The 18,859-nt window shown below is 62.5% G+C and carries 18 protein-coding genes; 12 read left to right on the top strand and 6 right to left on the bottom strand.

Annotated features, from left to right (window positions below):
• Positions 1–65 precede the first annotated feature (65 nt).
• The 5 genes from NKG59_RS13830 to NKG59_RS13810 all read right to left on the bottom strand — a co-directional run bounded on the left by NKG59_RS13830 (position 66) and on the right by NKG59_RS13810 (position 3,589).
• Positions 66–1,082, bottom strand: coding sequence for an esterase/lipase family protein (locus NKG59_RS13830; protein WP_253537732.1), 1,017 nt, complete (start codon positions 1,080–1,082; stop codon positions 66–68).
• Positions 1,083–1,112: 30 nt separating this feature from the next.
• Positions 1,113–1,637, bottom strand: a complete 525-nt coding sequence (locus NKG59_RS13825) for an RDD family protein (protein WP_253537729.1) — start codon at positions 1,635–1,637, stop codon at positions 1,113–1,115.
• A gap of 97 nt (positions 1,638–1,734) precedes the next feature.
• Positions 1,735–2,574, bottom strand: a complete 840-nt coding sequence (locus NKG59_RS13820; RefSeq protein WP_253537726.1) for a DUF3106 domain-containing protein — start codon at positions 2,572–2,574, stop codon at positions 1,735–1,737.
• An 11-nt stretch (positions 2,575–2,585) separates the two neighbouring features.
• Positions 2,586–3,026 carry a DUF3619 family protein gene (locus tag NKG59_RS13815; protein WP_253537723.1) on the bottom strand — a complete coding sequence of 147 codons (441 nt, stop codon included), beginning with the start codon at positions 3,024–3,026 and terminating at the stop codon, positions 2,586–2,588.
• On the bottom strand, positions 3,023–3,589 hold the full coding sequence (locus tag NKG59_RS13810; protein WP_253537708.1) for an RNA polymerase sigma factor: 567 nt from the start codon (positions 3,587–3,589) through the stop codon (positions 3,023–3,025). Before NKG59_RS13810 ends, NKG59_RS13815 begins: the two co-directional genes overlap by 4 nt.
• Before the next feature lie 359 nt (positions 3,590–3,948).
• Here NKG59_RS13810 and NKG59_RS13805 point away from each other — a divergent pair, with 359 nt between their 5' ends.
• The 6 genes from NKG59_RS13805 (at position 3,949) to NKG59_RS13780 (ending at position 10,812) form a co-directional block, all read left to right on the top strand.
• Positions 3,949–5,706, top strand: coding sequence for an acetolactate synthase 3 catalytic subunit (locus tag NKG59_RS13805; RefSeq protein ID WP_045206179.1), 1,758 nt, complete (start codon positions 3,949–3,951; stop codon positions 5,704–5,706).
• Entirely contained in the window at positions 5,706–6,197 is a 492-nt protein-coding gene (gene ilvN, locus NKG59_RS13800) for an acetolactate synthase small subunit (RefSeq protein WP_004630835.1), read from the top strand. Before NKG59_RS13805 ends, ilvN begins: the two co-directional genes overlap by 1 nt.
• A gap of 55 nt (positions 6,198–6,252) precedes the next feature.
• Positions 6,253–7,269: a ketol-acid reductoisomerase gene (gene ilvC, locus NKG59_RS13795; RefSeq protein WP_004630832.1), complete on the top strand. Its 1,017-nt coding sequence runs from the start codon at positions 6,253–6,255 to the stop codon at positions 7,267–7,269.
• A gap of 150 nt (positions 7,270–7,419) precedes the next feature.
• Positions 7,420–8,067, top strand: a complete 648-nt coding sequence (locus tag NKG59_RS13790) for a phosphatidylserine decarboxylase (protein WP_004630830.1) — start codon at positions 7,420–7,422, stop codon at positions 8,065–8,067.
• 13 nt (positions 8,068–8,080) lie between these two features.
• Entirely contained in the window at positions 8,081–8,953 is an 873-nt protein-coding gene (gene pssA, locus NKG59_RS13785) for a CDP-diacylglycerol--serine O-phosphatidyltransferase (RefSeq protein ID WP_024975283.1), read from the top strand.
• Positions 8,954–9,270: 317 nt separating this feature from the next.
• Entirely contained in the window at positions 9,271–10,812 is a 1,542-nt protein-coding gene (locus NKG59_RS13780; RefSeq protein ID WP_253537705.1) for a 2-isopropylmalate synthase, read from the top strand.
• Positions 10,813–11,056: 244 nt separating this feature from the next.
• Here the strand turns inward: NKG59_RS13780 and NKG59_RS13775 are convergent, their stop codons facing one another.
• Positions 11,057–11,524, bottom strand: coding sequence for a hypothetical protein (locus tag NKG59_RS13775; RefSeq protein WP_253539079.1), 468 nt, complete (start codon positions 11,522–11,524; stop codon positions 11,057–11,059).
• A gap of 160 nt (positions 11,525–11,684) precedes the next feature.
• Between NKG59_RS13775 and NKG59_RS13770 the strand changes: the two genes are divergently transcribed.
• The 6 genes from NKG59_RS13770 (at position 11,685) to tpiA (ending at position 18,802) form a co-directional block, all read left to right on the top strand.
• The gene (locus NKG59_RS13770) at positions 11,685–12,944 is read left to right on the top strand and encodes a branched-chain amino acid ABC transporter substrate-binding protein (RefSeq protein WP_253537701.1); all 1,260 of its coding nucleotides are present in this window, start codon (positions 11,685–11,687) and stop codon (positions 12,942–12,944) included.
• Positions 12,945–13,107: 163 nt separating this feature from the next.
• Positions 13,108–13,377, top strand: a complete 270-nt coding sequence (gene rpsO, locus NKG59_RS13765; RefSeq protein ID WP_012436069.1) for a 30S ribosomal protein S15 — start codon at positions 13,108–13,110, stop codon at positions 13,375–13,377.
• A 332-nt stretch (positions 13,378–13,709) separates the two neighbouring features.
• Positions 13,710–15,878 (top strand): polyribonucleotide nucleotidyltransferase, encoded by a 2,169-nt coding sequence (gene pnp / locus NKG59_RS13760; protein WP_253537698.1) that lies wholly within the window; start codon positions 13,710–13,712, stop codon positions 15,876–15,878.
• A gap of 100 nt (positions 15,879–15,978) precedes the next feature.
• Complete coding sequence (locus tag NKG59_RS13755) at positions 15,979–16,932, top strand: HAD family hydrolase (protein ID WP_253537695.1); 954 nt, start codon at positions 15,979–15,981, stop codon at positions 16,930–16,932.
• A gap of 39 nt (positions 16,933–16,971) precedes the next feature.
• Positions 16,972–17,976: an NAD(P)H-quinone oxidoreductase gene (locus NKG59_RS13750; protein WP_253537692.1), complete on the top strand. Its 1,005-nt coding sequence runs from the start codon at positions 16,972–16,974 to the stop codon at positions 17,974–17,976.
• Between the two features lie 79 nt (positions 17,977–18,055).
• Complete coding sequence (gene tpiA / locus NKG59_RS13745) at positions 18,056–18,802, top strand: triose-phosphate isomerase (protein WP_045206186.1); 747 nt, start codon at positions 18,056–18,058, stop codon at positions 18,800–18,802.
• Positions 18,803–18,859 lie beyond the last annotated feature (57 nt).

Raw genomic sequence — 18,859 nt, 5'->3', positions numbered from 1 at the left:
CGTCACATGACGTGTTTGCCGGGAAGGGGGTGGCGTGCGCCCGAGACCTGCGCCGGGCGCGCGTTTCAGGCTGAGGGGATCGCGGCGATGCCTTCAATGCGTGCGAGTTCCGTCAGCACAGCGTCGCGCACGCGTGCGTCGCATAGCAGCGACACATGGCCGATGCCCGCAAACGGAATGTGCCGCGCGCCTTGCAGCCAGGACGCACCGGCCGGGCCGACGATGGAGTCGTGCCACGAAAAAATCGACGTGATGCGTGCGCGCACCTCAGGCGTTTCGGCCGCTGCAAGCTGGCGCAGCCAAGGGCTTGCCCAAGCCATCTGGCGAACGTTATGACCGCGCCCGGTACGCGCCATTGCCGTGCCCCGATGCGGTGTGCCTAGCGTGATGATGTGAGCAACGGAGCCGGGATCCGATTGGCGCAGCAGCGCTCGCGCGGCGAGCCCGCCCATGCTGTGGCAGAGCAGAACGGGTGCGCGGCCATGCATGCGCGTCAGGCGCGCGACGGCAGCCGCAATGTCGCGGGCGTAGTCGTCGATGTCGCCCAGCAGCGGCATGAGATCGATGGCATCGGTGGGGTGCCCGGCGGCGGCCACGTATTGCTGCATTGGCAACCACACCGCGCGATTGCAGCCGTAGCCGTGGATCATCAGCACAGGCACGCGGTTGCCATCGCCCGCTGGCGCTTGGAACGCAGCGTGCGCCCGGAACGGTTGCAGCACATTGAACATCCACGCCACGGATACACATTCGCGCAGCCAACACCCGATGAAGCCGGTGACGCCGATGCGGTGTCCGCGCGGGACGGGCATGCGGTCCCACACAGGGTCGTCCGGTATCGCAGTGCCCAGGCTCTTCAGCGACACCAAGAACGCCCATCCGACCGAAAGGAGATAACCCAGCACCAGCGCCGCACCAGCGAGCAAACTCGCAGCCGGCCAACTCCATCCGCCCCAGTAATGCGCCGCCCAGCCAACCGCCAGCGTCGCCGCACATTGCAGCGCCACGGCAATGCGGCGCGCAGTGGCCGCGGTCAGGAAGGCGAGGGGAACAGGCGAGGTGGGCAGATCGGCGCGCGTCATGGTGGAGGTCGCCGCTGCGCGTGAAACCGATCAGTCGCGCACCAGCCGCGTGCCGGCCAGCCGATCGTGCAGGAACTGGCGCTGCGGATCGAGCCACGCCAGCGCGCCCCAAGCCAGCAGGCACGCCAGAGCGACACCCGCACCAGCCCAGCGGGACGCCCCGCTCAGGTGGATCACGCCGACTGCCACGGCCACCCACACCCACGCCAGCAGATAGCGCGCAACTGCGCGGCCCAGCGAAATACGGGATCCATCGGCGTTGACCACGCGCATGCGCCACGTCTGCATCGCCAGCGTCTGGCCGCGCTTGCGCCAGAACCAAACGAAGTACAGACCCAGCGCCAAAAAGCCCCATACCTGTAGCCCCACATCGCCGGTGCGCGCCAGGGGCGGCACGATCAGACGCAGGAGCAGAAAGACAGCCGTGGCGCCAAACATCACGCCAAACAACAGCAGGCCCTCGTAGAGCATCGCGGCAAGACGGCGGCGCAGCGTGGGCGCGGCAAGCGGATCAGGCGCCGCAACGGGTGAAGATGAGGAAACGGAGGTGGCCATCGAACAGAGTGTGAGCGCCGTCAGCGCAGTCCATCATGTGCCGGCGAGCAGGGTCGCGTGGCACGTGGTTCGGATTATGCCAAAGGGTTTGCCGGCCTCAGCCGCCCAACACCGTGGAGGGTGGCGGATTGCCTGATTCTCCACCGGTGGTCGTGGAAGGTGCAACAGGGTGCACAGGCGTGAGCGGCGCGCTTGCAGGTGCAGGTGCGGTAGCGGCAGGTTCGGGCGCAGGGGCTGCAACCGGCGCGGATGCCGTAGCGGTCGGCTTGCTCGTCGGCGCCGACTTGGTCGTACCCGGTTTGGTGCGCGCACCGTGATGGATGGATTTGGCCGCGTCCTTCGCCAAGCGTGCTCCGCCCGGCAGCGCTGTCACTGCTGTCGGATGCTTTTGCGCCTTGGCCGCGGCAGCCAACGCTTTCTTCTGCTCTTCAGTCAGTTGCTGGTAGCTCTGCCAGGCCTCGCTCTTCTTCTGTACTGGCAGCGACTTGGTGGTCTGGAAATTCTCACGCGCGCGGTGGCGTTGCTCCGGTGTGAGCTTGACCCAATCCGCCATGCGCGTTTGCAGGCGCTGCTGCTGAGCCGGTGTGTACTTCGGATATACCCGGGCGATCTGCAGCCACTTTTGGCGGGCCAGTTCCGGCAGGCCGTTCCATTCCGGGGCCAGCGGCGCGAAGATGCGCTGCTGCACGATGGTCAACTCGGCCCAGTTTGGGTGGACGGCGGGCAGCGGATTGGTCGCGGGCGGTGTCGGCAGATCAACCGGCGCGTTGACTGTCACGCCCGGCGCAGCTGCTGGCGCCGAAGCGGCAGGAACCTGCGCGATCGCAAGGCCTGCCATCAGGCTGGCGGCACCGATCAACGTAACGATGCTGGCACGCAGGCACAGGGTCTTTGCGCCTCGCGGTGTTTGGCCGGGGGTGTGTTGGAAGTTGCTCATCGATCAGCCTTTCACTGATCGTGCTTGAGGTACTGATGGAAGCCTTGATCGGCGTAAGCGGCCAGCGGCAGATCATCGAGCAGCATCGCGGCATCGACCTCCGCGAGTTCGTCCACGCGTTGCTGCTGTTGCCACTGATAGATGCCTGCGAGGCCCGCCACCAGAGCGATGGTCGGCCACAGCAGGCCGAGGCGACGCAGGACTGCGGCGGCGCGTTGCAGCGGGGAGGGCGTTTCGCCTTCCGACTCGAAAGACACGGAGCCGACGCCCGGCATGGCCAAGGCGGGCGAGCGCACTGTGCTGGGCACTTCCGCTTTCTTGTGCGCGAGCGCTGTCCGGCGTGCCGCTGCGAGGCGGTCGCGTACGTCGGGCGGCAACTGTCCGGCCGACTCATTCAGAGCGGTTCGGACGGCATGCACAAAACGGCGTTCTCGGAGTTCTACCTTATTCATAGTCGGATCCCTCGCGCCCGCAGCGCTTGGGCCAGGGCGTGTGTTGCCCGCGAGCAGTGCGTCTTTACACTGCCCTCGGAACAGCCCATTGCCTGGGCTGTCTCGGCAACATCCATGTCCTCCCAATAACGCATCAGGAAGGCCTCCCGTTGACGCGTGGGCAGCTTCTCGATTTCGCGTTCCAGGATTTCCAGCATCTGCGAGCGCTCGAATTTGTCGGCGCTGCTTTCCGCCGCTGTGGTGCCGGCTTCGCTTTCGATCAGTTCAAGCGGGTCGGTGTCGTCGCCGTCGGCGTCGGTGCGGAAGCTGGAGAACAGACTCACCCAGGTGTTGCGCACCTTGGAGCGGCGAAACCAGTCGTGAATCGTGTTCTGCAGAATGCGCTGGAACAGCAGCGGCAGCTCGGCGCTTGGCTTGTCGCCGTATTTCTCGGCCAGCTTGATCATGGCGTCCTGCACGATGTCGAGCGCGGAATCGTCGTCTCGGACCGCGAAGACCGCCTGCTTAAAGGCGCGTTTTTCGACGCTTAAAAGAAAGGCCGACAGTTCCTGTTCAGAGGCCATACAACGGCGGGTGCGAATCCTGTGAGGCAGCCGCGCGAAAATTCACATTCACAGGATGTGATGATCACGCCGCGTGGCGTCAACGGCCTTGGCCGTGAAAAATGTTGCGATGCTAGCAAAAATGCGGCTCCGCGGACAGTCCGGCTGCCGGGTGCTCCGCCCAGAGAGGCGTGTCGCGCCAGCGCTGGACCGCCATGCGGCATTGCAGTATTATCCTCGGTTCACAACATCTGTGGTTTGTCTCATCTGGCCGCCCATCAGGCGGACCATCCATGCAGACGCGCACCGCTCAAATCCGCGCCACAAGCCCGGTAGAGAGCATCCAAACAATTTTTTGCCGAAAATTGCAAAGGACTGACATGAATATGCCAAGCGCGGAATTTTCCCACGCCAATAGCGGTTCATCTGCCGACATGATGGGGGCTGACATCCTCGTCAATGCGCTCGCGGCAGAGGGCGTCGAGTTCGTCTGGGGTTACCCCGGCGGCGCGGTGCTCTATATCTACGACGCGTTCTACAAGCAAAACAAGATCGAACACATCCTGGTGCGCCATGAACAGGCGGCAGTCCATGCGGCTGACGGCTATGCGCGCGCCACGGGCAAGGTCGGTGTCGCCCTCGTGACGTCCGGCCCGGGCGTGACCAATGCCGTGACTGGCATCGCCACCGCTTACCTGGATTCGATCCCGATGGTGATCATCACCGGCAACGTGCCGACGCATGCCATCGGCCAGGACGCCTTCCAGGAGTGCGACACCGTCGGCATTACCCGCCCGATCGTCAAGCACAACTTCCTGGTCAAGGACGTGCGCAATCTCGCTTCGACCATCAAGAAGGCGTTCTACATCGCCGCAACGGGCCGTCCGGGTCCGGTGGTGGTGGATATCCCCAAGGATGTCTCGCGCGAACTCTGCAAGTACGAGTATCCGAAGACCATCGAGATGCGCTCGTACAGCCCGGTCAACAAGGGCCATTCGGGTCAGATCCGCAAGGCGGTCAGTCTGCTGCTGCAGGCTGAGCGCCCGTACATCTATTCGGGTGGCGGCGTGGTGCTTGCGGAGGCCAGCGAAGAACTGCGCCAACTGGCTGCGCTGACTGGGTACCCCGTGACGAATACGCTCATGGGCCTGGGCGCGTTCCCTGGCACCAGCAAGCAGTTCGTGGGCATGCTAGGCATGCACGGCACGTACGAAGCCAACATGGCGATGCAGAACTGCGACGTTCTGATTGCCATCGGTGCGCGGTTTGATGATCGCGTGATCGGCAGCCCGGCGCACTTCTCGTCGCAGCCGCGCAAGATCATTCACATCGACATCGATCCGTCGTCCATTTCCAAACGTGTGAAGGTCGACATCCCCATCGTCGGCAACGTCAAGGACGTGCTGCAGGAGATGATCGCCCAGATCCAGTCTGGCGAAGCCAAGCCGAACAAGACGGCGTTGGCCAAGTGGTGGGAACAGATCGAGCAGTGGCGCAGCGTCGATTGCCTGAAGTACGACCGCACCTCCGAGATCATCAAGCCGCAGTACGTGGTCGAGAAAATCTGGGAACTGACCAATGGCGACGCCTTCGTCTGCTCCGACGTCGGTCAGCACCAGATGTGGGCCGCGCAGTTCTACAAGTTCAACGAGCCGCGCCGCTGGATCAACTCCGGCGGCCTGGGCACGATGGGCGTGGGCCTGCCGTACGCGATGGGCATCAAGAAGGCGTTCCCGGACAAGGAAGTTGTCACCATCACCGGTGAAGGCTCAATCCAGATGTGCATCCAGGAACTGTCGACCTGCCTGCAGTACGACACGCCGGTGAAGATCTGCTCGCTCAACAACGGCTACCTGGGCATGGTGCGTCAGTGGCAGGAAATCGAGTACGACAATCGTTACTCGCACTCCTACATGCAGGCGCTGCCTGACTTCGTGAAGCTGGCCGAATCGTATGGCCACGTTGGCATGCGCATCGAGAAGACGTCTGACGTCGAGCCCGCGTTGCGCGAAGCCTTCCGACTCAAGGATCGCACCGTGTTCCTCGACTTCCAGACCGACCCGACAGAAAACGTCTGGCCGATGGTCCAAGCAGGCAAGGGCATTTCTGAAATGCTGCTCGGCGCGGAGGACCTCTAATGCGCCACATCATTTCCGTCCTGCTGGAAAACGAACCGGGTGCGTTGTCGCGCGTGGTCGGCCTGTTCTCTGCGCGTGGCTACAACATCGAGACGCTGACGGTCGCCCCGACTGAAGACGCTTCGCTGTCGCGCATGACGATCGTCACGACCGGTTCGGACGACATCATCGAGCAAATCACCAAGCACCTGAACCGCCTGGTGGAAGTCGTCAAGGTCGTCGACCTGACCGAAGGTGCGCACATCGAGCGCGAGCTGATGCTCGTGAAGGTGCGCGCGGTCGGCAAGGAGCGCGAGGAGATGAAGCGTACGGCGGACATCTTCCGCGGCCGCATCATCGACGTGACCGAGAAGACCTACACGATCGAGCTGACCGGCAACGGCAGCAAGCTCGACGCGTTTCTCGATGCCATCGATCGCACTGCCATTCTTGAGACCGTCCGTACGGGCGGCTCGGGCATCGGCCGCGGCGAGCGCATTCTGAAGGTTTGAGCCGGCGCGTGCGTGCTGCCGGACCCCATCGATATTTGAAAATTAGGACATCAACATGAAAGTGTTTTACGACAAGGACGCCGACCTCTCCCTGATCAAGGGCAAGAACGTCACCATCATCGGCTATGGCTCGCAAGGCCACGCCCACGCCCTCAACCTGAACGACTCGGGCGTGAAGGTGACCGTCGGTCTGCGCAAGAATGGCGCGTCGTGGAACAAGGCTGTCAACGCCGGCCTGCAGGTCAAGGAAGTGGCCGAGGCTGTGAAGGAAGCCGACGTCGTCATGATCCTGCTGCCGGACGAGCAGATCGCCGACGTGTACAAGAACGAAGTGCACGGCAACATCAAGCAAGGCGCCGCGTTGGCATTTGCCCACGGCTTCAACGTGCACTACGGTGCCGTGATCCCGCGTGCCGACCTGGACGTCATCATGATTGCCCCGAAGGCTCCGGGCCACACCGTGCGTGGCACGTACACCCAAGGTGGCGGCGTGCCGCACCTGATCGCCGTGCACCAGGACAAGTCGGGCGCCGCACGTGATATCGCCCTGTCGTACGCCACCGCCAACGGCGGCGGCCGTGCCGGCATCATCGAGACGAACTTCCGCGAAGAAACCGAAACCGACCTGTTCGGCGAGCAAGCCGTGCTGTGCGGCGGTACCGTCGAACTGATCAAGGCTGGTTTCGAGACGCTGGTGGAAGCCGGTTACGCTCCGGAAATGGCTTACTTCGAGTGCCTGCACGAGCTGAAGCTGATCGTCGACCTGATCTATGAAGGCGGCATCGCCAACATGAACTACTCGATCTCGAACAACGCCGAATACGGCGAGTACGTCACCGGCCCGCGCGTCGTGACGGAAGAGACCAAGAAGGCCATGAAGCAATGCCTGAAGGACATCCAGACCGGCGAATACGCCAAGAGCTTCCTGCTGGAGTACAAGGCAGGCCAGCCGACGCTGATCTCGCGCCGCCGCCTGACCGAAGAGCACCAGATCGAGCAAGTTGGCGCCAAGCTGCGCGCGATGATGCCGTGGATCGCCAAGAACAAGCTGGTCGACCAGACGAAGAACTGATCGTCCCGCGACTTGTGCGAGAAGAAGCCAGCCTCCGGGCTGGCTTTTTTTTATGCTGATTCCAGGGCGGCAAACATTGTTTCAAGTGCTGGCGCGGCCCCGTGTCGGCTAGAATGCCGCATTTCCTTCAAGACGCTGTCGAGGTCTGATTTGAACAACACGTATCCGCATCCCATCATCGCCCGCGAGGGTTGGCCGTACCTGGGCGGGATTTTCATCGTCACGCTCATCGTGCAGGCCGCCGCCGGCTTCGGCTGGGCTTGGCCGTTCTGGGTGCTGACGCTGTTTGTGCTGCAGTTTTTCCGCGATCCGGCGCGCGCTGTGCCCACGCAGGCCAATGCGATTCTGTCGCCGGCCGATGGCCGCATCGTCGCCGTCGAGCAAGTGCGTGACCCGTACGCCGATCGCGACTCGCTGAAGATCAGCGTGTTCATGAACGTGTTCAACGTGCACTCAAACCGCGCGCCGGTCGACGGCACGGTGCAACAGGTGCAGTACTTCCCGGGCAAGTTCGTCAATGCGGACCTGGACAAGGCGTCGCTCGAAAACGAGCGCAACGCCATTGTGCTGCGTCGCGCTGATGGCCAGCTCGTCACTTCGGTGCAGGTGGCCGGATTGATCGCGCGGCGCATCCTTTGCTATACCAAGGCAGGCGAAGTGCTCACGCGTGGCCAGCGCTATGGCTTCATCCGCTTTGGCTCGCGCGTTGACGTGTACCTGCCGCTGACGGCACGCCCGCGCGTGACCATCGGCGAGAAAGTATCCGCCACGCTTACGGTGCTTGCAGAGCTGGACTGATCCGGAGGCCGCCATGCCCGCGTTCAACCGACGCAAGAAGCGTTTTACCGCCGGCAACGTGACGCACTTGCGTCCGCTGCGGCACAACCAGCCGCGTTCGGATGACGACGATCTTGAGATCGTGCGTCCGCGCCGTCGCGGCATCTATCTGCTGCCCAACGCATTCACGACCGCAGCGCTTTTCGCCGGCTTTTTCGCGATTGTGCAGGCGATGAACCTGAACTTTGAGACGGCTGCGATCGCCATCTTCGCGGCGATGGTGCTCGATGGCATGGATGGTCGCGTCGCCCGAATCACCAATACGCAAAGCGCGTTCGGCGAGCAATACGATTCGCTGTCCGACATGGTGTCGTTCGGCGTCGCGCCGGCATTGGTCATGTACGAATGGATTCTGCGCGACCTGGGCAAGTGGGGCTGGCTCGCGGCGTTCGTGTATTGCGCTGGCGCGGCATTGCGTCTCGCACGCTTCAACACGAACATCGGGTCGGTCGACAAGCGCTTTTTCCAGGGCATGCCGAGCCCGGCAGCCGCAGCGCTCATCGCGGGTTTTGTCTGGCTCGCGATCGACAACAAGCTGCCGGTCAAAGAGCTGTGGATGCCGTGGGTGGCCTTCGGGCTGACGCTGTATGCAGGGCTGTCGATGGTGTCGAACGCGCCGTTCTATAGCGGCAAGGCGCTCGACGTTCGTCACCGCGTGCCGTTTGGCGTGATGGTGCTCGTGCTGGTGTTGTTCGTGGTGATATCGAGCGATCCGCCGGTTGCGCTGTTTGGCCTGTTTGTTGGTTACGCGGTATCGGGCTATCTGCTGTGGGGCTGGCGTGCGCTGCACGGCCAACAGGGCAGCCCGCGCTTGCCGAAACAGGCATCGGGCGACGCGCATGAGTGACCGATGCGCTGCACCAATGTGCGCTTGCGCCGATTTTTGAATTCGTCTATAGTCGTTTGCATGCTTTCGCACCCGATTTCCATTCTGATTACGCTAGTCTCGATTGGTGGCCTACTAGGTCGTCAGGTCGGGACACGCGCATAGGAAATCGCAAGACAAGGCAAGCACAAACCGCCAAGTTTTCGCGAACCAGAATTCACAGCGCCCCGGCCTGCAACCATGCACGCCGGGGCGTTTTGCATTCTGCGCCGCAAAAAACCATTCGAGACATCCACTAAGACCGACGCCAAAAACGTCACCCCCACCAAGGAGCCGCCATGAGCGACAAACTCATCATTTTCGATACCACCTTGCGCGACGGCGAGCAGTCCCCTGGGGCTTCGATGACCAAGGAAGAGAAGATCCGCATCGCCAAGCAGCTTGAGCGGCTCAAGGTGGATGTGATCGAAGCCGGCTTCGCGGCCAGCTCCAACGGTGACTTCGAGGCGATCCGGGCGATTGCGCAGTCGGTCAAGGATTCGCGTATTTGCTCGCTGGCTCGCGCGAATGACCGCGATATTTCCCGCGCCGCCGAGGCGCTCAAGCCGGCCGGCCAGTTCCGTATCCACACGTTCATCGCCACATCGGCGTTGCACATGGAGAAGAAGCTGCGCATGTCGCCGGATCAGGTGTACGAGCAGGCGCGCCTGGCGGTGCGCTTCGCACGCCAGTTCACCGACGACATCGAGTTCTCGCCGGAAGATGGCAGCCGCTCCGACATGGATTTTCTGTGCCGCGTACTGGAAGGCGTGATCGCCGAGGGCGCGACCACTATCAACCTGCCGGATACGGTGGGCTACGCGGTGCCGGAAGGTTATGCCGCGCTGATCCGCTCGGTGCGCGAGCGCATCCCGAATTCCGACAAGGCGGTCTGGTCGGTGCATTGCCATAACGACCTTGGCATGGCGGTCGCGAACTCCCTGGCCGCTGTCAAACTGGGCGGCGCACGCCAGATCGAATGCACGATCAACGGCCTGGGCGAGCGTGCCGGCAACACCAGCCTCGAAGAGGTGGTGATGGCAGTGAAGACGCGTCGCGACTACTTCAATCTCGACGTTGGTATCGATACCACGCAGATCGTGCCGGCGTCCAAGCTGGTCTCGCAGATCACCGGTTTCGTCGTGCAGCCGAACAAGGCGGTCGTGGGCGCCAACGCGTTTGCGCACGCTTCGGGCATCCACCAGGATGGCGTGCTCAAGGCGCGCGACACGTACGAAATCATGCGCGCCGAAGACGTGGGCTGGTCGGCCAACAAGATCGTCCTGGGCAAACTCTCGGGTCGCAATGCGTTCAAGCAGCGCCTGCAGGAGCTGGGCATTGAGCTTGAATCGGAAGCCGAACTGAACGCAGCCTTCACCCGTTTCAAGGAGCTGGCCGATCAGAAGGCCGAGATCTTTGATGAGGACATCGTCGCTATCGTTTCGAACGAAGCACAGCACAGCGAGGGTGAGCACTTCCGTTTCGTGTCGCTGGCCCAGCGTTCGGAAACCGGCGAGCGTCCGCACGCGCGCATCGTCTTCGTTGTGGACGGCAAGGAAGTGACGGGCGAGGCGGAGGGCAATGGCCCGGTTGACGCGACGCTCAACGCGATTGAGAGCAAGGTCGCCAGCGGCGCCGAGCAACTGCTGTATTCGGTCAACGCCATCACGACGGGCACGCAGGCGCAGGGCGAAGTGACGGTACGGCTGTCCAAGTCGGGCCGTATCGTCAACGGTGTGGGTACCGATCCGGACATCGTCGCAGCCTCGGCCAAGGCCTACCTTGCCGCGCTGAACAAGCTGCAAGACAAGAGCAGCGAAAAACTCAACCCGCAGATCTGATCGCGGGTTCTGCCAACACACGCAGGAGTCAGCCCAGACCCCAACACGATTGCCACTGAGCGCGCACCCGGTTATCCACCGGAACGCGAAGCGGGTGCGGCGGCACCGGACACGTCAGGAGCGTGTGCCATGCCAGCCGTCTTTGAGAGCGATGTCTGTGCGATCCACGACATGGCCGACCCGAATGTCCACGCCAGGCGATGCGCCTCGCGTGGATGTTGCCGTTCTGGCGTTTAGCCCTGGCTTACCGGCTGGAATCGTGATCGTGGTCGTACATCGGGTCGGGGCTGACCTGCGTGAGGCGCACGATGCCGTCGCGATCGAAATAGAAGTTCATCAGCGATGGCCACACGCCCTCGTGCCTAAAGCGATACGACCACACCTGCCGATCCATCAGCCGGAAATAGGCGGTCTCTTCGGGCTTGCCGAACGCCTGCAGCACATCAACTCGCGTCGCTGTGCCGACGCGGATCTGCGCAAAATCCATCGTGGTCAAAATCTGCCGGAACGAGACGAGCTTCCCGCTGGCGTCGAAGTCGGCGGCATAAGTAAATTGCCCATAGGGCTGCGTCGGATATAGCCAGCGCGTGCCGCCATCCGCACGCGGATACCGCTCGGGTGGTTTGCCGAAGCGAGCTTCCACAGCCGAAGCGGGTTGGCCGACTAGCGCTTCGCCCGTTGGTACGGGCGCAAGCACGGTACACGCGCACATTGATATCAGCGCTGTGGCGAGGAGCGCCGCGCTGCGCCACGTCGATCGAATGTTCACAATGATTCTCCCGGGGCTTTCAGTGTAGGAGCCCGAGCGAGTGGTGCTGGCTTGTGCCGACATGCAACGGCGCTTTACCATCCGCGCTTCACGGAGATTTGCCATGGTGTTTCGTTGGTTTGTGGCCGCGCTGGCGGCTATAGGATTGTGTGGCGCAGCAACTGCCCAGCCTGAAGCCGCGCCCATCCGGCTGGCCCTGATTGAAGGGTTGTCGGGCCCATTTGCCAATGCGGGCGAGGCAGTGGATCGCAATCTGCGCATGGCCATTGAGAACGTCAATGCGCGCGGCGGTGTGAAGCTGCCCGATGGCCGTCATCCGCTTGTGCTCGTGCGCTTCGATAGCAAGAACACCGTCGACGAATCGTTGCTGCAATTGCAGGCCGCCACGGATGCGGGTATCCGTTTCGTGCTGCAGGGCAACAGTTCGGCGGCCGCGGCCGCGTTGTCGACGTCGATTTCGCGCTACAACGACCGCCATCCGGACGCGCACGTGCTGTTTCTGAACTACGCCGCCGTCGATCCGTCGCTGACCAACGAGGCATGTAGCTTCTGGCATTTCCGCTTCGATGCGTCGGCCGACATGCGCATGCACGCGCTCACGGAAGTGATCCGCGCGGACAAGGCCATCAAAAGGGTCTACCTGATTGGGCAGGACTACACGTTCGGTCGCCAAGTGGCGCAATCGGCGCGCCAGCAGTTGAGTGAAAAACGGCCGGACATAGCGATCGTTGGCGAGGTGCTGCACCCGATCGGCAAGGTGAAGGACTTTGCGCCGTACGTGGCCCGGATTGCCGCGTCGGGTGCGGATACGGTCATCACCGGCAACTGGGGCAACGATCTGACGTTGCTCGTCAAGGCCGCACGGGATGCCGGGCTCAAGGCGCGCTTCTTTACGTTTTATGGCAACTCGCTCGGCGCACCAGGCGCGATGGGCGAAGCCGGTGTCGGTCGCGTGGTGGCCGTGGCAGAGTGGCACCCGAACCTGGGTGGCGCGAAGTCCGATGCGTTCTATAAGGCCTTCCGCGCCCGCTATCCGGCACCGGCCGACGATTACCCACTGCTGCGCGACCAGTTGATGGTGAACATGCTGGCCGCCGCCATCGAGCGGGCGGGCTCCACGGAAGCTGCAGCAGTGGCACGTGCACTGGAAGGCGCCTCACTCGACAACGGCTTCCACCGCATCACTTTGCGAGCGGAGGATCACCAGGCCATCCAACCGCTTATCGTCACGCAGATGGAGCGGGCGGGCTCGCCCGGCGCGTCCTTCGATATCGAGGGTTCCGGCTACGGTTTTCGTACGCTTAAAGTGATTCCAGCTTCGCAAACCGCTTTGCCTACGACCTGCAAAATGGTGCGCTACTGAGCGGGATGACACAGAACTGTCGTCAGGACGGGGTTCTGGGCTATAATCGCGGTCTTGCTGTCCAGACCGGTTTTGGATCGGGTGGGTGGCAAGATCATTGTTCAACACGGCACCAACGGCGGCTATTCAGGCGCTGCAGTGTCCGCAAGTTAAAGGAATCAAAATGTCCGTCGCTGACATCAAGAAGCAAGACATCGTCAAAGATAACGGCCGCAGCGCCAACGACACGGGTAGCCCGGAAGTGCAGGTTGCACTGCTGACCGCCCGCATCAACGAACTGCAGCCGCACTTCAAGGCGCACATGAAGGATCACCACAGCCGTCGCGGCCTGCTCCGCATGGTGAGCCGTCGTCGCCGTCTGCTGGACTACCTCAAGAGCAAGGACGCTGACCGTTACACCGCGCTGGTTGCAAAGCTGGGTCTGCGTAAGTAATGGTGGGTATCACGCACTGCGCGTGATGAAAAGTGCCTGCGTCAGCGTGCTGATGCAGGCATTTTGTTTTTGGCGGCCGCGTTTGTGGCCGCGCCGGGCAACCGGTGAGTGATGGCAGCCGGCCGATTCAATCGATGAAGCGGCTGCCAAGGACCGGAGGCGGCAGGAAGCAGGGCCTTGTGTCATTCCAGCGCGGCGTTGGTGCCAGCGCGGCGCTGGAATGGCATAAAACACACCTCTGCAACCGCACCGTCTTCCGGAACGTGTTTGTCGCGGCGTAAATGGAATCGACTTTGAATCGTCGGTGCCGCGAATACCGAACAGGAGAAAACATGTTCAATAAGATCGTCAAAGAATTCCAGTGGGGCGGCCATAAGGTCCGCATGGAAACGGGTGAGATCGCCCGCCAGGCGAGCGGCGCTGTGCTGCTCGACATGGACGACACCGTTGTGCTCGCTACCGTGGTGGGCGCCAAGAACCCGAAGCCGGGTCAAGACTTCTTCCCGCTGACCGTCGATTACCTCGAGAAGACCTACGCTGCCGGCAAGATCCCGGGTGGCTTCTTCAAGCGTGAAGGCCGTCCGTCGGAAAACGAAACGCTGACCTCGCGCCTGATCGATCGCCCGCTGCGTCCGCTGTTCCCGGAAGGCTTCTACAACGAAGTCCAGGTCGTCATCCACGTGCTGTCGATCAACCCGGAAGTGCCGGCCGACATCCCGGCGCTGGTCGCTGCTTCGGCTGCGCTGGCTGTGTCGGGTCTGCCGTTCAACGGCCCGGTGGGCGCTGCCCGCGTGGGTTACAAAGATGGCCAGTACCTGCTGAACCCGAACCGCGCGCAACTGGCGCACTCGGATCTGGACCTGGTTGTGGCCGGTACCGAGCGTGCCGTGCTGATGGTCGAATCCGAAGCGCAGCAACTGTCGGAAGAAGTCATGCTGGGCGCCGTCGTGTACGGCCACGAGCAAATGCAGATCGCCATCAACGCGATCCACGAGCTGGTGCGCGACGGCGGCAAGCCCGAGTGGGATTGGCAAGCGGCTCCGAAGAACGAGACGCTGACCGCCAAGGTTTCCGAGCTGGCCCTGGCTGATCTGCAAGCCGCGTACCAACTGCGCCAAAAGTCGGCCCGCAGCCAGAAGCTGAAGGAAGTCTACAAGTCGGTTGCCGCCAAGCTGGCCGAAGCCGGCGTGGAAGCCGACGGCGTGGAAGTCGACAACATCCTGTTCGAGCTGGAAGCGAAGATCGTGCGCGGCCAGATCCTGAACGGCGAACCGCGTATCGACGGCCGCGACACCCGCACGGTGCGTCCGATCGAAATCCGTTCGTCGGTGCTGCCGCGTGCGCACGGCTCGGCCCTGTTTACGCGCGGTGAAACGCAAGCGCTGGTGGTGGCGACCCTGGGCACCAAGAGCGACGAGCAGATCATCGACGCGCTGCAAGGCGAGTACCGTGACCGCTTCATGCTTCACTACAACATGCCGCCGTTCGCTACGGGCGAAACCGGCCGCGTGGGCAGCCCGAAGCGCCGCGAAGTCGGCCACGGCCGTCTGGCCAAGCGTGCGCTGATTCCGGTGCTGCCGAAGGACGATGAATTCGCGTACACGATCCGTCTGGTGTCCGAAATTACCGAGTCGAACGGTTCTTCGTCGATGGCTTCGGTCTGCGGCGGCTCGCTGTCGCTGATGGACGCTGGCGTGCCCATCAAGGCGCACGTGGCTGGCGTGGCCATGGGCCTGATCCTGGAAGGCAACAAGTTCGCCGTGCTGACCGACATCCTGGGTGACGAAGATCACCTGGGCGACATGGACTTCAAGGTTGCTGGTACCGACGCTGGTATCACCGCACTGCAGATGGACATCAAGGTGCAGGGCATCACCAAGGAAATCATGCAAGTGGCGCTGGCGCAAGCCAAGGAAGGCCGTCTGCACATCCTGGGCAAGATGCAGGCTGCCATGGGCGGCGCACGGACCGAGCTGTCGGAGCACGCTCCGCGCATGATCACCGTCAAGATCAACCCGGAGAAAATCCGCGACGTGATCGGCAAGGGCGGTTCGACCATCCAGGCGCTGACCAAGGAAACCGGCTGCACGATCGACATCCAGGAAGACGGCACGATCACCATCGCGTCGACGTCGTCGGAAGGCATGGCGGAAGCCAAGCGCCGCATCGAAGGCATCACGGCAGAAGCCGAAGTGGGCAAGATCTACAACGGCACCGTGCTCAAGCTGCTCGACTTTGGCGCAATCGTGAACATCCTGCCGGGCAAGGACGGTCTGCTGCACATCTCGGAAATTGCCAACGAGCGCGTGAACCAGGTTTCCGACTATGTGAAGGAAGGCCAGGCTGTGCGCGTGAAGCTGCTGAGCACCGACGAGAAGGGCCGTATGCGTCTGTCGATCAAGGCTGCCAAGGCTGAAGAAGGCGACGTGCCGGCCGCTGCCCCGCAAGCACCGGGTGCAGGCGACGCTGCCTCGCAACAGCAGCAGCAACAACAGCAGTAAGCGAGCGGTTTTCGCCATGAAAAACGGCTGGACAATGTCCAGCCGTTTTTTTGTTTACACTGCGTCGCGAGTTCCTCCCGTTGCCCTTTCGCGCCCCATCATGAGCCGCCTGTTCGAGCAAAATCGCATCGCCATCGTCTGGGATTTCGACAAGACGCTGATTCCGCGCTACATGCAAGTGCCGCTGTTCGATCGCTTCAACATCTCCGAGCAGGCTTTCTGGGACGAAGTGGCCGCAGGCTCGCGCGAAATCGAATCGCGCGGCCAGAAGGTCAACCACGAAACGTTCTACCTCAATGTGCTGCTGCGCCATGTGCGCGACGGCCGCATGGGCGGTCTCGACAACGCCACGCTCCGCGAGCTGGGCGCCGAACTCGAATTCTTCCCCGGCGTGACCGATTTCTTCGAGCGCAGCAAGGCGTGGGTGCGCGACAACGCAACCTACCAAGCGTTCGACATCAAGCTTGAGCACTACATCGTCAGCACCGGCCTGACGGAGATGATCAAGGGCTCGCCCATCGCCCCATACATCGACGGCGTGTGGGGCTGCGAATTCCTGGAGGGACCCGACAAAAACGCGAACGGCCGACGGGTCATCTCGGAAGTCATCTACGCCATCGACAACACCACCAAGACGCGCGCACTGTTTGAGATCAACAAGGGCGTCAACAAACACCCGGAAGCGGTGAGTGTGAACTCGTCGATTGCCGAGGACGAGCGCCGCGTGCCGTTCGCCAACATGATCTACGTGGCCGACGGGCCGAGCGATATTCCGGCGTTTTCGGTCGCGCGCAAGGGTGGTGGCCGCACCTATGCGGTCTACAACCCGGAGAGCCCTCGTTCATTCGAGCAGGCCGACAACTTGCGTGCCGATGATCGCGTCGACATGCTCGGCCCGGCCGACTATCGTGCTGGCTCGCCGACGGAGATGTGGCTCAAGTTGCATATCGGCAAGATCGCCGATGGCATTGTTCACGGCAAACAAGAAATCATGCGCGAAACCACGCGCGGCATTCCGCAGCACTTTGTTGAACCGAAGCGTAGCGTCTCGTAACGCGCGCGCAGCGTCGTAACCCTCATCGATCCGATTCCCATGAAAGCGATTGAAATCACCCAATACGGTGGCCCTGAAGTCTTGAAGCTTGGCGAGCGCCCGATGCCGGAGGCCAAGAGCGGCGAGGTGCTGATCCGTGTGCGCGCAGCGGGCGTGAACCGGCCCGATGTGTTCCAGCGCACGGGAAACTATCCGGTGCCGCCCGGTGCCTCCGATATTCCGGGGCTTGAAGTTGCTGGCGAAATCGTCGGTGGCGATCTGGCACACGCCGACAATCGCTACGGCCTGAAGGCGGGTGATCGTGTTTGCGCGCTGGTGCAAGGCGGCGGCTATGCGGAGTTCTGCACGGCGCCGCTGGGCCAAGTCCTGCCGGTGCCGGCCGGCTTGTCGGATGTCGAAGCCGCTGCATTGCCCGAGAACTATTTCACCGTGTGGTCGAATGTGTTCGACCGCGGCTTGCTGGGGCAGGGCGCGCATGGCGCCGATGAAACGTTGCTCGTGCAGGGTGGCTCCAGCGGCATTGGCACGACCGCGATTCAGATCGCTTCTGCATTGGGTCACCGCGTGTTCGCCACCGCGGGCAGCGCCGACAAGTGCAAGGCCTGTGTCGACCTCGGGGCCACGCGCGCCATCAACTACAAGACCGAAGATTTCGTCGAGATCGTCAAGGCCGAGACTGGACGCGGCGCCGACGTGGTGCTCGACATGGTCGGCGGCAGCTATGTTGGGCGCGAAATTGCCTGCACCGCCGATGACGGCCGCATCGTATTGATCGCGTTGCTCGGCGGCGCGAAAGCCGAGGTGCCACTGGGCGACATTCTGCGCCGTCGCATTACGCTGACCGGCTCGACGTTGCGCCCGCGTCCGGTTGCATTCAAAGCGGCCATTGCGGCCAATCTGTATGAAACGGTCTGGCCGTTGCTGGCGTCAGGGCGCATCAAGCCGGTTGTCCACGAGGTTATGCCAGCCGCGCAAGCGGCGCAGGCGCACGCGTTGATGGAATCGAGCGCCCATATCGGCAAGATCATGTTGGTTTGGGATTGATTCCAAGACGCCAAAATTGACCCTGTTTTTGTCGCCACGGTAGAATGCCGGGTTTATTTGACAGTCGACCGGGCAAAACGTGAACGCAAGACCGAAGCTGGTGGTGGGCAACTGGAAGCTGCATGGCAGCCTGAGCGCGAACGCCGCGCTGCTTGAACAGATCAAGTCGGCAGGCAAAACCAACGCCACGCTGGCCGTATGTGCGCCATTCCCGTACCTGGCACAGTGCCAGTCCTTGCTCGCCGGTTCGGCGGTGGGTTGGGGTGCACAGGATGTGTCGGCTGAAACGCGAGGCGCCTTCACCGGCGAAGTGGCGGCGTCGATGCTGTCGGAATTTGGCTGCGGCTACGTGATCGTCGGTCACTCCGAGCGTCGCTCGTACCACGGCGAAACCGACGCGCAAGTGGCGACCAAGGCGCTGCGTGCACTGGAACATGGCATCACCCCAATCGTCTGTGTGGGCGAAACGCTTGCGCAGCGCGAAGCTGGTGAGACCGAGCAGGTGGTTGCCCGTCAACTGGATGCGGTGCTGGAAACGCTGTCGGTTGAGCAACTGGGTCGTATCGTCGTGGCGTATGAGCCGGTTTGGGCAATCGGCACGGGCAAGACGGCAACCAGCGAGCAGGCGCAGGCAGTGCACGCATTCCTGCGCGCCCGCGTTGCTGCCCGCGACGCAGGTGTGGCGCAGCGCTTGGCGATTCTGTACGGCGGCAGCGTCAAGCCGGACAATGCCGGCGAGTTGTTTGCAATGGCGGACATCGATGGCGGCCTGATCGGCGGCGCATCGCTGAAGGCAGAAGATTTCCTGGCGATTGGTCGCGCATAAACGACGGATCGAGTCGTCATGTCACACATGTGCGACTGCAACATATTATTGAGAGAA

It is taken from the genome of Ralstonia chuxiongensis (genome assembly GCF_024158925.1).
GTDB lineage: Bacteria > Pseudomonadota > Gammaproteobacteria > Burkholderiales > Burkholderiaceae > Ralstonia > Ralstonia chuxiongensis.
Note: the sequence above shows the minus strand (reverse complement) of the source record. Positions and strands in the feature narration are given on the sequence as shown.

Excerpts from the sequence above, each read along its gene's own strand:
- NKG59_RS13810 (WP_253537708.1), bottom strand. The coding sequence starts at position 3,589 with ATGGCCTCTGAACAGGAACTGTCGGCCTTTCTTTTAAGCGTCGAAAAA.
- NKG59_RS13780 (WP_253537705.1), top strand. The coding sequence starts at position 9,271 with ATGAGCGACAAACTCATCATTTTCGATACCACCTTGCGCGACGGCGAG.
- NKG59_RS13815 (WP_253537723.1), bottom strand. The coding sequence starts at position 3,026 with ATGAATAAGGTAGAACTCCGAGAACGCCGTTTTGTGCATGCCGTCCGA.
- NKG59_RS13750 (WP_253537692.1), top strand. The coding sequence starts at position 16,972 with ATGAAAGCGATTGAAATCACCCAATACGGTGGCCCTGAAGTCTTGAAG.
- rpsO (WP_012436069.1), top strand. The coding sequence starts at position 13,108 with ATGTCCGTCGCTGACATCAAGAAGCAAGACATCGTCAAAGATAACGGC.
- NKG59_RS13820 (WP_253537726.1), bottom strand. The coding sequence starts at position 2,574 with ATGAGCAACTTCCAACACACCCCCGGCCAAACACCGCGAGGCGCAAAG.
- pssA (WP_024975283.1), top strand. The coding sequence starts at position 8,081 with ATGCCCGCGTTCAACCGACGCAAGAAGCGTTTTACCGCCGGCAACGTG.
- NKG59_RS13830 (WP_253537732.1), bottom strand. The coding sequence starts at position 1,082 with ATGACGCGCGCCGATCTGCCCACCTCGCCTGTTCCCCTCGCCTTCCTG.
- ilvC (WP_004630832.1), top strand. The coding sequence starts at position 6,253 with ATGAAAGTGTTTTACGACAAGGACGCCGACCTCTCCCTGATCAAGGGC.
- NKG59_RS13805 (WP_045206179.1), top strand. The coding sequence starts at position 3,949 with ATGAATATGCCAAGCGCGGAATTTTCCCACGCCAATAGCGGTTCATCT.
- NKG59_RS13775 (WP_253539079.1), bottom strand. The coding sequence starts at position 11,524 with ATGTGCGCGTGTACCGTGCTTGCGCCCGTACCAACGGGCGAAGCGCTA.
- ilvN (WP_004630835.1), top strand. The coding sequence starts at position 5,706 with ATGCGCCACATCATTTCCGTCCTGCTGGAAAACGAACCGGGTGCGTTG.
- NKG59_RS13755 (WP_253537695.1), top strand. The coding sequence starts at position 15,979 with ATGAGCCGCCTGTTCGAGCAAAATCGCATCGCCATCGTCTGGGATTTC.
- NKG59_RS13770 (WP_253537701.1), top strand. The coding sequence starts at position 11,685 with ATGGTGTTTCGTTGGTTTGTGGCCGCGCTGGCGGCTATAGGATTGTGT.
- pnp (WP_253537698.1), top strand. The coding sequence starts at position 13,710 with ATGTTCAATAAGATCGTCAAAGAATTCCAGTGGGGCGGCCATAAGGTC.
- NKG59_RS13825 (WP_253537729.1), bottom strand. The coding sequence starts at position 1,637 with ATGGCCACCTCCGTTTCCTCATCTTCACCCGTTGCGGCGCCTGATCCG.